Genomic DNA, 13,542 nt, shown 5'->3' with positions numbered 1-13,542 from the left:
GGCCCTTCTCAGATAACGCCTCGACCATCCAGGCAGGAAGGGGCGGGGAGCAGGAGAAATCACCATGACTGAGAAGATTCTTTACAGCGTTGAGGAAGCAAACGCACTGGCCAGCGCCGGCAAGGCGGTGCTGATTGATATCCGCGACAGCGATAAGTACGAGACCGAACACATCCCGGGTGCCGTGAATGTATCCGATATTTTCTACTACCTGGCGGAGACCACGGACAGCGGATTGGACACAATGCACCAGACATTCGCGGAGCTATTCGGCAACGTGGGCCTGGACGGGCAGAAAACCGCCATTGTCTATGAGGACGCCCTGAATACCCAGTACGGTGGTTCCTGCCGCGGATACTGGCTGCTCAAGTACCTAGGGTATCCGGCGGCCGGCATTCTCGATGGCGGCCTCCGAGCCTGGGAAGAGGCTGGCATGCCTTTGACGTCTGAGGCGCCAACAGTGACGCCGGCAACCTTCCCCCTCAATCCGCAGCGCGACCTCCTCGCGACCAGGGATGACATGCTTGAGATCCTGGCCAACGGTGACGCGATCCTGCTGGATAACCGCGACCAGGATGAATGGCTCGGGGAGAGCTCTTCCCCCTACGGTAAGGACTTCGTTCCCCGCAAGGGCCGGCTTCCCGGTGCCGTATGGCTTGAGTGGTACGAGTTCATGGACGATGGGGAAGTCCCCGCCTTCAAGACGCCTGAGGCCATCCGGGAGCTTGCCGCATCCAGGGGCATTGCCCCGGACGACCCCATCGTCATCTACTGCTTCAAGGGCGCGCGGGCGAGCAACACCTTTGTCGCCCTGCGCCAGGCCGGGTTCAGCAACCTCCGGATTTACCTTGGCTCCTGGAACGAATGGGCCAAGGATCCCGCTTTACCCATTGAATCAGGTAGCCCGGGGGCTGCGGCGCCCCTCCTTAAGCAAAGATTGGCTGGTTAGAAGTCCCCCTACTCTCCACAAACAAACCATCAACATTGAGGTCCCCTACTACGGGAAATCGTGTTGTATGACTACGAGAAATCGTTCTTCACGATTTCTCGTAATTTCCCTGCCCCTTCAGACTCATAATTAATCTTTCCAAATCAGAATCTTAAAAAATAGAACAGGTTGGCACAGCAACTGCTTACTCAGTCTGCAACCGACAGCTCGTACGGTACGAGTGCTGTCAGCTAACAGGCGCCCACTTTTAGGGCAAATGCACTATCGATGCAGCAATCTGGTTCAAGGAGTTGCACTGTTATGAATCATGAAACCATGACCGCCACCATCCTCACCGCCAAGAACGAACAGGGCTACACCTGGGGGCAGCTGGCCGAATCCATCGGCATGTCGCCCGTATGGACGGCTTCCTGCTGCTACGGCATGAACACCATGCTGGAGGACCAGGCCAAGGCTCTGTGCACAACACTGAGCCTCGGCGACGAAGTGGCACGGACCCTGCAAACCTGCCCCCACAAGCACTGGGACAAAGCCGTTCCGACTGATCCGCTCATCTATCGCATCTATGAAGCCTGCATGATCTACGGCGACAGCGTGAAGGACATCATTCACGAGAAATTCGGCGACGGGATCATGAGTGCAATCGACTACAAGATGCACGTGGACCGCGTGGAGGATCCCAAGGGGGACCGGGTCGTGATCACGATGGATGGCAAGTTCCTCCCCTTCAAACGCTGGTAACAGGAGAACCAACATGTCCTATCTTCAACCCAACGAGTTCGTCACCAAGCTGGTGGACGCCGGCGAAGCCAAGATCCACATGGGCACGCGGGACACCCTGATCCGTGCCTTCATGGCGGGGGCGACGCTGGCGCTGGCGGTGATCTTCACCATCACCATCGCGGTGCAGACCGGTTCCTTTCTGGTCGGCGCCCTGCTCTTCCCAGTGGGCTTCTGCATGCTCTATCTCATGGGCTACGACCTGCTCACGGGGGTATTCACGCTCGTGCCCATGGCACTACTGGACAAGCGGCCGGGCGTGACCTTCCCGCGCATGCTGAAGAACTGGGGCCTTGTGGGGCTCGGGAACCTCGGCGGCGCGCTCTTCATCGCCATTTTCGGCTACCTCAACTTCTCCATGGGGGGCTCCGAAGCCATCAATGAAGTCGGCCAGAAGATCATGGCCGTTGGCGAAAGCCGGACCGTGGGTTACCAGGAAGCCGGTATTGCCGGCTGGATCGTTCTCTTCATGCGCGGCATGTTCTGTAACTGGATGGTCTCCATGGGCGTTGTCGGCGCGAGCATTTCCACTCACGTGTCCGGCAAGATCATGGCCATGTGGATGCCGATCATCATCTTCTTCTATCTCGGTTTCGAGCATTCCGTCGTGAACATGTTCCTGTTCCCGATCGGCCTGCTGATGGGCGCGGACTTCACCCTTTACCAGTACATCATGTGGAATGAGATCCCGACGGTTCTGGGCAACCTGGTGGGTGGCCTGACACTGGTTGGCCTGGTTCTGTACACCACTCACGTCCGCACCCAGCCGAAGAAGAGCTTTTCCTGATCGGGGCGACGCCCTGCACTGGATGACCATCCGGTAATAACCCTCCCAGCCGGGGCGTGGTGGCTTGCCGCCGCCCGCCCCGGCTTTTTATGCTGGTATCCCATCCACACAGGGAGTTACAGCATGAAGGCACTGACCCGCACACTGGCCGGCATCACACTGGCTCTGGGCACAACCGCCGCAATGGCCAGCGATGCACCGGAAGAAGCATCCGCCTATTTCATTTCCCCGCAGGACGGCGAGACCGTCAGCTCCCCCGTAACCGTCCGCTTCGGGCTTGAAGGCATGGGTGTGGCGCCCTCTGGGGTCGACCGGAAGAACACCGGCCACCACCACCTGCTCGTGGACGTGGAGGAGATGCCCGCAATGGATGAGCCCATTCCTTCCGACGACCAGCACCGGCACTTCGGCGGTGGCCAGACCCAGACCACACTGGATCTTGAGCCCGGCGAACACGAGCTGACGCTGCTGCTCGGCGATGAGACGCACACGCCCCATGAGCCGCCGGTCAAATCCGAGACGATTACCATTACCGTTGAATAACCGTCTTTGACCTGCCGGGCCGGTCAGCCTATGTCCCTTTCGCTATGAGTACACCACTGCCCGGCCCGGTCAACTGGAAATGGAAAGCCCTGCGTGCCGCCGTGCACGTACGTCGCCACCCCTGGCTGTTCGCGCTTCTGGGCTTCGTAGCGGGCATCGCCAGCTTCCTGCTTGTTGATCGACAACAGGATACGGCGGGACTGATCGCAATACTGATGCTCGCGGGCTGGGTCTGGCTGGTTCTGGAAGACCCGATACGCCGCCTGATCAGCCTGATCCCGGGCGTGGACCTGCCACCGCCGCTGGTGCGCTTCACGACCCAGCTGATCCACCAGGAGAGCTTCTTCTTCGCTCTCCCGTTTTTTGCCATCACCACAACCTGGAACAGCGTTCAGGCCCTGTTCACGGCACTGATCGGCATCGCCGGCCTGATCTCGATCATTGACCCGGTTTACCACGGCTGGCTCACCCGCCACCGCTGGCTCTATCTCGCCTATCACTGCCTGGCGCTGTCCACCATTCTGCTGACGGCACTGCCCATCATCCTGCACCTGAGCACCTGGGAGAGCTACATCATCACCACCGCGCTCACCCTGACTCTGGCATTGCCGAGTCTGGCCCAGGCTGTGCCGCTTGGGGGTGCCCTGCGCCTTGTCGGTATGGCCGGGGTTCTCACGGTCCTCGTGGCTACCGCCTGGTTCGGCCGCGTGGCTGTTCCACCCGCCACCCTGTGGCTGACCGAAAGCACCATATCCCATCTGGTGGACCAGGATGACATGGAGCCGGGACGCTCACTGGAGGAGGCCACTGCCGAGGCGGTCGCTGAACGTGGGCTCTACGCCTATACCGCAATCCGGGCGCCACGCGGGCTGCATGAGACGGTCTATCACGAATGGGTACACAACGGCCGCGTCTATGACCGCATACCGCTGGAGGTCACCGGTGGCCGTGAGGCGGGCTACCGTGCCTGGACCCACAAGCTCCGTTTCCCACCCAATCCGGAAGGGATATGGCATGTGCGGGTCAGGACCGGGTCGGATCAGATGATCGGACAGATCCGCTTCCGGGTCCGGGACTGAGCCGGCCCCGGGAAACGCTTCAGAAGCCATGCCCCATGAGGCCAAGAACCCCCATCGCGATCAGGTAACCCGCCACGATGTAGTTGAGAAGCTTCGGGAAGATCAGGATACCGATCCCGGCACCCAGCGAAATCAGCGGGGCGAGATCAATGTGAAACGTCATATTACCTCCTTTGACTGGCTATTCGGGAATCCCCGAATCCAATCCTAGCAGCTCGGGCGTAGAATGAGCCTACTGTTAAGGAAACGTATAGACCCGACATGCTGACATTAACGATCCGATGCCATCTGGGACAGGTGCCGCGCCTTCTGGTTCTGACAGCAATGCTCCTGGCGGGCCCGGCCTCAGGGGGAACTCTGAGTCTTTCCTGGGACAATGACCTGCTGACCGGTGAGGACAAAGGCTACACGAACGGCCTGCGCATTTCCTATCTGGAAGAAGCGGCCGAGAACAAACCCGATTGCCGTCTGTGCCTGAGCGGCCGGACACGGGATGCCCTTACGCCGCTGCCCGGCGTGGGCGCGCCGGAAAGCAACCACGCCCTCGCCTGGTCACTGCGCCAACTGATGCTCACCCCCCAGGATATCGAGCGCCGCGAGCCTCAGTACGATGATATCCCCTACACCGGGTATCTTTCCGGCAGCGTAACCCTCTGGAGCTGGGATGACCGCAGCATCACGGGTTACGGCGTATCGGCCGGTGTTATCGGGCCGGACTCAATGGCGGAGGAAGCTCAGGAATGGGTTCATGGTGTCACCGGCAGCACCAACCCTCGCGGCTGGGACAATCAGCTGGGCACCGACTGGGTTGGCGGCGTCCAGGCCCTGCATGCACGCCGCGCCTTGAAAACCGGTCAGGCAGATGGACTGCAACAGGACCTGAACTGGCTGGTGAGCGCTGAGGCCAGCAACTTCATCTCCAATGCCCAGATTGGTGCGGGCTGGCGCTTTGGCACCAATCTGCCGGACAATTTCATTTCCGACTACGCCGGGCTGTCATCGTCAGTGGGCATGCCCGGCATCCTGGACGCCCCCGGCCCCGGGTGGTCCGTTTTTGTCGGCGTTCTCGGGGAGTGGATTCCCTACTCCTATCTCGACGAGCGCTCCGGTCGGTACCGGTACGACCAGGAACCTCTGGTCGGCCATGCGGGTATCGGCGCGAGCCTGCATAACCGGGACATCCATTTCTCGGTCTCACTGCGGACCACGACCTCACAGGACGCGAGCAACAAAGAACCACTGTCTTTTGGTACTGTTTCACTGGTCTGGCGGCTCTGACACCGTCGTACTCTCAGGAACCATCCGCGTACCGACAAGGGGCGATCCCGAATGACAGAACGGACACTGATCCCCTTACGCTACAGTGCCTTCGTGGCCTGCATCCTGGTCAGCCTGATCACGCTGGCGCTCAGCAGCCTGTCCGCATGGTGGCTGGCCGTCGCCCTGCCCGCCATCGCGTTTACCGTTCTGGGCATCTGGGATCTTGTGCAGCACAGACGCACGGTCAGCCGCAACTACCCGGTACTGGCGCACTTCCGCTACTTCTTTGAGTCCATTGGCCCGGAGATCCGGCAGTACTTCATCTTCTCGGACACCGAGGGCCGCCCGTTCAGCCGCGAGCAACGGCGCATCGTCTACCAGCGCGCCAAGAACACGCTCGATAAGCGCCCCTTCGGCAGCCTCCTCGACATGGATAACCCCGGCTACGAATGGATCAACCACTCGCTGACGCCGGTGGACCATGCCAACTCGGACTTCCGCATCACCATCGGCAGCCGCTGCGCCCGGCCCTACAGAGCCAGCGTCTTCAACATCTCTGCCATGAGTTTTGGCTCCCTGTCCGCCAACGCGATACGGGCCCTGAACCATGGGGCGGCCCGCGGCGGTTTCTATCACGATACCGGTGAAGGATCGATCTCCCGCTACCACCTGGAAGGCGGTGGCGACCTGGTCTGGGAAATCGGCTCCGGCTACTTCGGGTGCCGGGACGAACAGGGGTATTTCGATGAGGGCCTGTTCGTCGAGAACGCCACGCGGGACGCTGTGAAAATGATCGAGGTGAAGCTCTCCCAGGGCGCCAAGCCAGGCCACGGCGGCATCCTTCCCGGCGCCAAGGTCACGCAGGAAATCGCCGAGGCACGGGGCGTTCCCGAGGGCGAGGACGTGGTGTCGCCGCCCAGCCACTCGGCCTTCAGCACACCCATCGAACTGCTCGAATTCCTGGACCGGCTGCGGGAACTGTCCGGCGGCAAGCCCGTGGGCTTCAAGCTGGCGATCGGCCATCCCTGGGAATGGTTTTCCATCGTCAAGGCCATGCTGGAGACCGGGCGGCACCCGGATTTCATCGTGGTCGACGGTGGCGAGGGAGGCACTGGCGCCGCGCCCCTGGAGTTCATCAACCGGCTGGGCATGCCGCTTCTGGATGCCCTGCTGCTCGTCCACAACACCCTGGTGGGCACCAACCTGCGGGACGTCATTGCCGTGGGGTCCGCCGGCAAGATCACCTCCGGCTTCCATCTGGCCAAGACCCTCGCCCTGGGCGCCGACTGGTGCAACGCAGGCCGGGGCTACATGTTCGCCCTCGGCTGCATCCAGGCCCTGAGCTGCCACACCGGGCGATGCCCCAGCGGTGTCGCCACCCAGGACCCACGGCGGGGCGATAAGCTGGACGTGCCGCTCAAGAGCGAGCGCGTGTACCACTACCACCGGAACACGGTGCAGGCCCTCGGCAACCTGATTGGCGCCGCCGGCCTGCGCAACACCTCGGAACTGGGGCCGGACCACATCATCCAGCAGACCTCCCAGACCGAGTTCCGCACCTATCGGGACCTTTACCCGTTCCTCGAACCCGGTGCCCTGCTCAATGGCGACACCGGGTACGAGCTTTTTGACCACTACTGGGAAGAGGCGAGCGCCCGGGAATTCGGTGCTCCCAGTTCCGTTATCCGGTTCAGCCGGAATCCGGTGCGCTGAGTCAGGCTTCGACCGGGTTCATGATCGAGAGCCCCACGAGGGCGCCCTCATCCATGGCCAGAATCGCCGTCTTCTCCGTGAATTCACCCAGGCGGTATCCCTGCGCCAGCCAGGCCCAGCCGAAGAGGTTGCCGGCCACGCCCAGGGTACCCACCGAGGCTTCGGGAAAGAGCCAGCGGACCTCGGGCTGAACCCAGTCACCCAGCCCCGGAAAGGCCGGGATGAGCTGCTCCATGTACCCATCGCTGCCGTTCCCCGGGCACAGCAGGGCTTCGGGCTGGGAAACGGCTTCCACGCCCTTGCGGATCAGGTCACCGGGATCCGTCCCGCCGTCAGGCCGTCCATCCACCCGGGAGAAGAGCAGTTCCAGACCACTGTCCGCAGGCGTCCAGTCGAGAGCCAGGACGGCTTCCACCCCTGCCGCATCCGCGCTGGTCATCCGAGCCGCAATCATCCGCCCGGCAGTGCCCAGCCGGTTGAGCTGGCTCATGGCCAGTGCGTTCCAGCCGCGTCCGAAACCGATTTCAGCCCGGTCACCGATCCGCTGTTCCCAGGCCAGTCGCTGTTCCTGTTCACTGGCGGGCAGCATGACCCAGTTTGGCTGGTCCGACAGGAGCAGAGGCTCGATTACCTCAACCAGCCGCTCATGACCACCTTCAGCCTCAACATCCGGGATCCGGCACTGACCCTGTTCGTCAGGGACCAGGGGCTGGCTTCCCAGCTCCGGCGTCAGAAGATCCTCGAGGTGGCAGGCACCAATCGCTCCGTGAATATCGGTCAGTTGCCAGGGCACCATCGACCTCCGTGCAGCGAAACGGGAGTGCCTTCAATCCGGTGACTACACGCGGGCCAGAGGCGCTCACGGAAACCGAGGGGCAGAACCCGGAACAGTCGCTTCCAGTTCACCTCCTCCAGAGGCATGCCCCACAGCTGCCGTCCCCTGTGACGTTCTTCCCGGTCCCCGACAAGCCAGCGCACTTCGCGCAGAGCGGGTTCTGCCAGTGATTCGTCATGACGAAAGCTGGCCAGCCAGGGCAGGAAGCGGCTGTGCGAGGTGGCCCCGAGTATCCCGATCAGGGCGGCATCCGTGACCTCTGGCGCCAGGGCGTTGATCAGGGCCGCTACACGAGTGTCATCCGTGGCCGCCAGTAGCGGGGGAAGCCATTCCTGCCAGAGATCTCCGTCACCCGTATCCCAAAGGGTCAGCGCGACCGCTCTGGGGCAGGTCTCCTGCTGGATCGCCGCATGCCAGTCCGTCCAGGGAGCCGGCGGAATATAACCACGCCGGGTCAGTGCACGGGCGGCCCAGACCTGGGCGGTGAAGGTCTCCGGGAAATCCGTGGGGCAAGCCAGGTGACGGTAGTGAGCTGCCAGCCACCAGGCGATTTCTCCATGATCGTGCTCATGAATCAGGCTGGAGTGCACCCGCTCCAGCTCGCCCGGCCACAACCGATCACGGGCTTCCAGCACACAGAGCAGGCGCCCCGGCTCAGCTGAGAACAGGTTTGCCACTTCAGAAGTATCGGTCTCTGATGAAAGCAGTGCTGACGCCCCGGCGGCCTGCTTCGCCAGGGTTCCGAACAGTTGCCGATCATATGCCTTCAGCTGATCAGGGCTGGCGCTGTCACTCGCGAGCAACGTGTCGCGAACACCCAGGAAATGTTCGAGTTCGTCTTCCATAACGACTCACTATTGAAGTGATGGTATTGCCCTGAGCTGGACGGAATTCGCTCTATTACCAGTCTAAACGTCTCCGTAGCGGAGCTCGTTTAAAGGCAGCTCTCGGTCTCCCGGGGCTCTGTCAGGACGCAGCATTCCTCGCCCACAAGGCATAGAGATTGTCAGCCGCCGCTCGATTTTCTTTCAGCATACAGACGTAGCCGAAAATATCCTCTTCGGCATTCTCTTCTTCTCTGCTCGCTGCCATCTCATCCACTTCGACGTCCTCACGCCCGCGCCACCAACTCGGATAGGAGACTTCAAATTCGGATCCATCACCGTAGACCCTGAATGTGGTTAAAGCCGTTTTGTAGTCATGAAAATAGTCAACGTCGACTTTCTCGCTCAGAAGGTCCCACTTACTTGAATCAATAACCAACTTCAGAGTTCCGTCTTCGGGAAAGATGGCAACGGCGTGGTCATCACCTTTCCAGCAGAATCCCGAGGTTTTCTTATCTCCAAGAACCTCAGAGTCTTGCAGGGAACAATGGGAGCCATCATAGAAACGACAAAAAGCCATCTCATTGAAGCATCTGAGACGTAAGGCCCTTTCCAATCGCATCAGAAATTTGTTTCTTGATCAGCTGCTTCCGTGGTTACCCAGCTCTGAGGCCGCCTGCCGTTGAATACGAAATTAGATACCACCCGACTCACCGCTTTCCCTTCCGGTAGATCTTCGATGGTACATTCCCACGGTGCGTAAACTTCCCGAAAATTTGTGTAGTCGTTGCCAATCATGAGTGGAGGTTCGATTTCTTCCCTGGTCAACTTGTCACCAAGTACGTTGAGTTCTCGAATACACCCCTTTTCCTCAGCCGACAATGGACGTGACGCGTTTCTAAGGATACCAATCAATTTGTCAACACAACGTGCGACATAGGGATAATATTCACGCTTTGCTAGGAAAGAACCGTGTTTCGTGAGACTGAGCAGCCGTTTTTCATAAACCTCCACAGTCCAAACGTATTCCTCTCTGGATGTGGCGAGCCAGCGTAATGAGCCCTCCGTAAAGACGTAGGCCAAGGTAGCGATGTAACGCCGATCCACTGGAAGGTCCAGACTCCCAGCCTCAGCTCGTTCTTTGAGCCACTTCAACTGGGAAATCATCCGCCCCTCGGGCGTTGAGTCGGTCTGAGAATAGTGACTCAGCTTATCCAGAAGGATGTTGCAATTCTCAATAACATCCTCAACACGCTCATCATGAATATTCATGTCTGACTCACTACGCTTTTCAACTTGCTGGGATTCGGAGCGATTTGTTTGCCACCACCGCTCATCATTTTCGGTATCAATCCTGTACTCCCAGACGCGTCGGTGTAACTGATCAACTCCGTCGCTTTCCCGATCTCGGACTCAACCGCAGTCATTGGTTCCGTGACTTCGGCGATATCGATCGCATCAGCCCGGTTAAAACACGGCAGAGCCAACTCATTCTTGACCGCTTCCCGATCCCAGGCCCCCTCGCGATAATGTTTCTGTTTCATTTCTTCAAACCCTTCCTCGTCAAGCCAGTGCGGAGAGCTTTCCAGATCTTTGGCAAATCCTTGCGAAGTTACTCCATAAAGCTTATCACCGGGCTGCAATTCCTTGAGTTCGGGATTAGTTCCGGACTCCAACACCTGCTGGACCTTATCATCGTCCCAGCCTTGTTTTTTTAGCTGAGCGGCCGCTTTCTTATCCGAAGCTGGCAGATCCTCCAGGTCGACTTCGCGGCGAGTCTCAAAACCTTTTGCCTCAATTCCCCCGTCTTTTGGCCATTCCTTATTATGCAATCCTGGGTGTGGTGAATCACCGCTAGAAGGGGCTAATGGTCCGTCCTGGTTTTTATCCCCACCTGTTTTTTGAGCACGTACCTCATCCGAGTCTTTGGAGACACTTTCTGCAGCGGAACCTATCTTCTGACCACCAGCACTCGATACGTCAAACACACTATCGTTGGGATCATATTCCAGATACACCTTCAGATCCCCGCTACCAACCTGGCGCGCAAGGTCGTCCAGCAGCTGGTGAAGTGTCGTTGGCTGATCCCATGGCCGCTGGAACACATCCAGCCACAGGTCCAGAAGCCGGTAGTTGAAGGGGTCGTCCTGGCTCCGGGCGATGTCCTCAAGGGTCTGGCGGGCGTAGATCCGGCAGGCCATGACATCGGGGCGGCGGTAGGTGCCGTCCTCCTCCATGCGCAGCCCCAGGCTGAACGAGTAGAGGCGCCCGAGGTCGGCCTTGAGCTGGTGGTCGCGTCTCAGCATCCTGACATCCTGTCCTGGTCCGTCCCTGGTCTCAGTTGAGACTGATATTGGCGCCCTTGAGGCTGATCGTCGCCCCATCAAGGCTGATCTGTGTGCCCTCGATGGCGATGTTGCCGGAACTCTCGAGCGTGATACTAGCCGCCCCCGTCTGCAGCGTGATGCTGGTTCCGGCGTCGACGGTGATGGTCTTGCCGGCCTTGATGGTGTCGCTGCCGCTGGTCTCGCTGGTGCGGTCCCCGCCGATGGTGGCGTTCTGGTTATTCCCCACCTTGAGCGTGTCGTCGTTCCCGACCTCCGCCTGCCGGTTGTTGCCGACGGAGTCGGTTTCGTCGTTCTCAACGGTCAGCTCATAGTCCTTCTCCGCGTGAAGGACAAGCAGCTCCTTGCCTTTATCGTCGTCAAAGCGGATCTCACTGTAGTTCGCCTCGCCGCCTTCCAGCGTGGAACGCGAGCGGATGCCCGAGGAGTTCAGCTGCTTGTCGGTCGAGTACGGCAGGGGGTTATCGTCGTTGTAAACGGAGCCGGTAACCAGGGGCTGATCCGGATCGCCGTTGATGAACTCGACCACAACTTCCTGACCCTGGCGCGGCAGGAACTGCGCCCCGAAACCGGCACCGGCCCACCCCTGGGCCACGCGGATCCAGCAGGAGCTGTCCGGGTTGTTCTTTCCTTCCCGGTCCCAGTGGAACTGGACACGGACGCGACCGTATTCATCCACGTGCAGTTCCTCGCCCGGCCCAGTGGTCACCGTGGCGGTCTGAACGCCGGGAATGACGGGCTTGGGCTGACGCGCCGGCACGAACGGCTTGTCCGTGGTGATGCATTCAAAGGTATTGGTGTAATGGGAGGCTTCGCCTGAATCCCCGTCCTCACTGTTCACGGGAACACTGGCGGTGCACTCAAAGCGGGTTATGACAAAGCCGGTACCTGAGCTGACCCCGTCCTCATGCTCGCGGAAACTGAAGGTCAGGCCGGCTCCGAACGACAGGTAATCCGAGGCCCCGTGGTAGACCTGCGCTTCCCGGTTCAGGCCCTTGAGGTGGGTCGCCGCCAGGGGCTCGCTGTCGTTGATGAGCAGGCGATCCTCGCCGATGTAATGGAAGATCTCCTGCTCCCCGAACGCTTCGCCTGGAACGCTGGCCTTGCCGCTGTCGGCAACGGTTTCGCCAGGCCGCGTGAAATCAAAGCCCTGTTCCACCATGGCATCCGGCCCGGCCCTGTGATCCTGGCGCCATTGGTAGATGCGGCTGTCACCGCTATCCCCGGAACGGTAGATCACGCTGTCTTCCAGCGCCGGCTGGTAGGCGTTCACGTTGTCACCGACCACCATTCGATGGCCGGATTCGGAATGTTCGAAAAAGAAGAAAAGGCCTTCGTGGGCCAGTAACCGGGTTACGAAATCCCAGTCGGTTTCGTTGTACTGGACGCAGTAACGGTAATTGCGGGGTGTCCCTTCAATGCTCCGGACCAGTTCAACCTCGTGTTCGCCCAGGACGGTTTCCGCAATGTCCAGCGCCGTTTCGTCCTGAAAGATACGGCAGTTGCTGCGGTTGCGGGCACTCCAGGCACGCGGAACCACCCGGGCCTCGTAACGCTGGCCCTCACTGTTGTGCAGGGGTTTGCCGAGTTCCCCGATGCTCGCGATATGACCGTGGAAATACCGCTTTTCGCTCTCCGACTGGCCACTCAAGGTCAGGCTGATGCTGACCGCCTGCCCGACCTGGCCTTCCAGATCATTCAGCCGCTTGTTGGCAATGAACCGGACATGGATCTCGAAAAGGCGCGACAGGCTCTCACTGACCCGCAGGTGCTCAATCGCCAGTGCGTCCTTTCCCTGGGGCCCCTGGATCTTCAGGTGGTGATGCTGCTCTTCCGTTGCCATGACACTCCGCACCGTCCTGGTCTGTGGGAATCAAGAATGGGGAGGGCATGCCCTCCCCGGTTCCGTGTGGCAGCTGCCACCCTTAGAGCTGCTGGCCCTTCACACCGCTGTAGCCGTAAACCAGCGGCGCGGTTGCCGCGTTGGTGTCGTCAGTCGGTGTGACGGACATGGTCATCTCGGTGTAGCTGATGGTGATGGACTCGGTCGGGCGATCGCCTTCAGCGGAGACGCTGTAGTTGGAGATCATGGCGTCGGAGAGTTCGATCTTCATGATCTCTTCGATCTTGTCGCCCTGCTTGGTCAGGTAGAAGGTGGCAGGCTTGCCCTTACCGATGGTCGCTTCCTTGAAGAGATCCGGTGTGGCCTTGTCCTGCTTCTTGGTGATGGTGATGTCGCCCAGGCGTGTCGCCGAGGCTTCCCGATCCATGGCGGTACCCGTGGGCGCCGCAATATCCCGGTGGACGTTGAAGTCCAGGGTATCGACGGTGATCAGGTCCTTGTATTCCTCGGCGGTTGCTTCGCCTTTGAGGCCACCAAAATCCAGGTAGGTATTGGTCTGCATTGAATTGCTCCTTTTGCATTTT

General features: G+C 60.1%; 15 protein-coding genes. 7 read left to right on the top strand and 8 right to left on the bottom strand.

Features of this window, described 5'->3' with window-relative positions; genetic code table 11:
- Positions 1-64 precede the first annotated feature (64 nt).
- The 5 genes from GLW01_RS04490 to GLW01_RS04470 all read left to right on the top strand — a co-directional run bounded on the left by GLW01_RS04490 (position 65) and on the right by GLW01_RS04470 (position 4,138).
- A complete protein-coding gene (locus GLW01_RS04490; protein WP_160898265.1) occupies positions 65-949 on the top strand; it encodes a sulfurtransferase in 885 nt (294 codons plus the stop codon).
- Between the two features lie 300 nt (positions 950-1,249).
- Positions 1,250-1,690 (top strand): cyanase, encoded by a 441-nt coding sequence (gene cynS / locus GLW01_RS04485; RefSeq protein WP_160898264.1) that lies wholly within the window; start codon positions 1,250-1,252, stop codon positions 1,688-1,690.
- Between the two features lie 13 nt (positions 1,691-1,703).
- On the top strand, positions 1,704-2,516 hold the full coding sequence (locus GLW01_RS04480; protein ID WP_160898263.1) for a formate/nitrite transporter family protein: 813 nt from the start codon (positions 1,704-1,706) through the stop codon (positions 2,514-2,516).
- Positions 2,517-2,639: 123 nt separating this feature from the next.
- On the top strand, positions 2,640-3,059 hold the full coding sequence (locus GLW01_RS04475) for a DUF4399 domain-containing protein (RefSeq protein WP_160898262.1): 420 nt from the start codon (positions 2,640-2,642) through the stop codon (positions 3,057-3,059).
- A 44-nt stretch (positions 3,060-3,103) separates the two neighbouring features.
- Entirely contained in the window at positions 3,104-4,138 is a 1,035-nt protein-coding gene (locus tag GLW01_RS04470; RefSeq protein ID WP_160898261.1) for a DUF5924 family protein, read from the top strand.
- Positions 4,139-4,157: 19 nt separating this feature from the next.
- Here the strand turns inward: GLW01_RS04470 and GLW01_RS04465 are convergent, their stop codons facing one another.
- Positions 4,158-4,301: a DUF3096 domain-containing protein gene (locus GLW01_RS04465; protein ID WP_095616256.1), complete on the bottom strand. Its 144-nt coding sequence runs from the start codon at positions 4,299-4,301 to the stop codon at positions 4,158-4,160.
- A 98-nt stretch (positions 4,302-4,399) separates the two neighbouring features.
- On the opposite strand from GLW01_RS04465, the gene GLW01_RS04460 reads away from it, so the two are divergent.
- Together GLW01_RS04460 and GLW01_RS04455 are read left to right on the top strand one after the other, a co-directional pair.
- Positions 4,400-5,416, top strand: coding sequence for a lipid A deacylase LpxR family protein (locus tag GLW01_RS04460; RefSeq protein WP_237416484.1), 1,017 nt, complete (start codon positions 4,400-4,402; stop codon positions 5,414-5,416).
- Between the two features lie 51 nt (positions 5,417-5,467).
- Complete coding sequence (locus GLW01_RS04455) at positions 5,468-7,111, top strand: FMN-binding glutamate synthase family protein (protein WP_160898260.1); 1,644 nt, start codon at positions 5,468-5,470, stop codon at positions 7,109-7,111.
- Between the two features lies 1 nt (position 7,112).
- Here the strand turns inward: GLW01_RS04455 and GLW01_RS04450 are convergent, their stop codons facing one another.
- The 7 genes from GLW01_RS04450 to GLW01_RS04420 all read right to left on the bottom strand — a co-directional run bounded on the left by GLW01_RS04450 (position 7,113) and on the right by GLW01_RS04420 (position 13,520).
- Complete coding sequence (locus GLW01_RS04450; protein WP_160898259.1) at positions 7,113-7,907, bottom strand: hypothetical protein; 795 nt, start codon at positions 7,905-7,907, stop codon at positions 7,113-7,115.
- On the bottom strand, positions 7,889-8,791 hold the full coding sequence (locus GLW01_RS04445; RefSeq protein WP_160898258.1) for a hypothetical protein: 903 nt from the start codon (positions 8,789-8,791) through the stop codon (positions 7,889-7,891). Before GLW01_RS04445 ends, GLW01_RS04450 begins: the two co-directional genes overlap by 19 nt.
- 121 nt (positions 8,792-8,912) lie before the next feature.
- Entirely contained in the window at positions 8,913-9,350 is a 438-nt protein-coding gene (locus GLW01_RS04440) for a hypothetical protein (protein ID WP_160898257.1), read from the bottom strand.
- Positions 9,351-9,391: 41 nt separating this feature from the next.
- Positions 9,392-10,042, bottom strand: a complete 651-nt coding sequence (locus GLW01_RS04435) for a hypothetical protein (RefSeq protein WP_160898256.1) — start codon at positions 10,040-10,042, stop codon at positions 9,392-9,394.
- On the bottom strand, positions 10,039-11,076 hold the full coding sequence (locus GLW01_RS04430) for a hypothetical protein (protein WP_160898255.1): 1,038 nt from the start codon (positions 11,074-11,076) through the stop codon (positions 10,039-10,041). Before GLW01_RS04430 ends, GLW01_RS04435 begins: the two co-directional genes overlap by 4 nt.
- A gap of 31 nt (positions 11,077-11,107) precedes the next feature.
- Positions 11,108-12,958 (bottom strand): type VI secretion system Vgr family protein, encoded by a 1,851-nt coding sequence (locus GLW01_RS04425; RefSeq protein ID WP_160898254.1) that lies wholly within the window; start codon positions 12,956-12,958, stop codon positions 11,108-11,110.
- Between the two features lie 82 nt (positions 12,959-13,040).
- Positions 13,041-13,520 carry an Hcp family type VI secretion system effector gene (locus GLW01_RS04420; protein WP_095616246.1) on the bottom strand — a complete coding sequence of 160 codons (480 nt, stop codon included), beginning with the start codon at positions 13,518-13,520 and terminating at the stop codon, positions 13,041-13,043.
- Between the last annotated feature and the right edge of the window lie 22 nt (positions 13,521-13,542).

Source organism: Vreelandella halophila (assembly GCF_009856365.1).
In the GTDB taxonomy this organism is placed as follows: domain Bacteria; phylum Pseudomonadota; class Gammaproteobacteria; order Pseudomonadales; family Oleiphilaceae; genus Halospina; species Halospina utahensis_B.
The sequence above is the reverse complement of the archived record's forward strand: the minus strand, read 5'-3'. Positions and strand labels throughout refer to the sequence as shown.

What these genes read in the sequence shown, in the direction of transcription:
- GLW01_RS04430 (WP_160898255.1), bottom strand. Translation starts at nt 11,076, where the DNA reads ATGCTGAGACGCGACCACCAGCTCAAGGCCGACCTCGGGCGCCTCTAC.
- GLW01_RS04475 (WP_160898262.1), top strand. Translation starts at nt 2,640, where the DNA reads ATGAAGGCACTGACCCGCACACTGGCCGGCATCACACTGGCTCTGGGC.
- GLW01_RS04465 (WP_095616256.1), bottom strand. Translation starts at nt 4,301, where the DNA reads ATGACGTTTCACATTGATCTCGCCCCGCTGATTTCGCTGGGTGCCGGG.
- GLW01_RS04435 (WP_160898256.1), bottom strand. Translation starts at nt 10,042, where the DNA reads ATGAATATTCATGATGAGCGTGTTGAGGATGTTATTGAGAATTGCAAC.
- GLW01_RS04460 (WP_237416484.1), top strand. Translation starts at nt 4,400, where the DNA reads ATGCTGACATTAACGATCCGATGCCATCTGGGACAGGTGCCGCGCCTT.
- GLW01_RS04425 (WP_160898254.1), bottom strand. Translation starts at nt 12,958, where the DNA reads ATGGCAACGGAAGAGCAGCATCACCACCTGAAGATCCAGGGGCCCCAG.
- GLW01_RS04455 (WP_160898260.1), top strand. Translation starts at nt 5,468, where the DNA reads ATGACAGAACGGACACTGATCCCCTTACGCTACAGTGCCTTCGTGGCC.
- GLW01_RS04440 (WP_160898257.1), bottom strand. Translation starts at nt 9,350, where the DNA reads ATGGCTTTTTGTCGTTTCTATGATGGCTCCCATTGTTCCCTGCAAGAC.
- GLW01_RS04420 (WP_095616246.1), bottom strand. Translation starts at nt 13,520, where the DNA reads ATGCAGACCAATACCTACCTGGATTTTGGTGGCCTCAAAGGCGAAGCA.
- GLW01_RS04470 (WP_160898261.1), top strand. Translation starts at nt 3,104, where the DNA reads ATGAGTACACCACTGCCCGGCCCGGTCAACTGGAAATGGAAAGCCCTG.
- cynS (WP_160898264.1), top strand. Translation starts at nt 1,250, where the DNA reads ATGAATCATGAAACCATGACCGCCACCATCCTCACCGCCAAGAACGAA.
- GLW01_RS04445 (WP_160898258.1), bottom strand. Translation starts at nt 8,791, where the DNA reads ATGGAAGACGAACTCGAACATTTCCTGGGTGTTCGCGACACGTTGCTC.
- GLW01_RS04490 (WP_160898265.1), top strand. Translation starts at nt 65, where the DNA reads ATGACTGAGAAGATTCTTTACAGCGTTGAGGAAGCAAACGCACTGGCC.
- GLW01_RS04480 (WP_160898263.1), top strand. Translation starts at nt 1,704, where the DNA reads ATGTCCTATCTTCAACCCAACGAGTTCGTCACCAAGCTGGTGGACGCC.
- GLW01_RS04450 (WP_160898259.1), bottom strand. Translation starts at nt 7,907, where the DNA reads ATGGTGCCCTGGCAACTGACCGATATTCACGGAGCGATTGGTGCCTGC.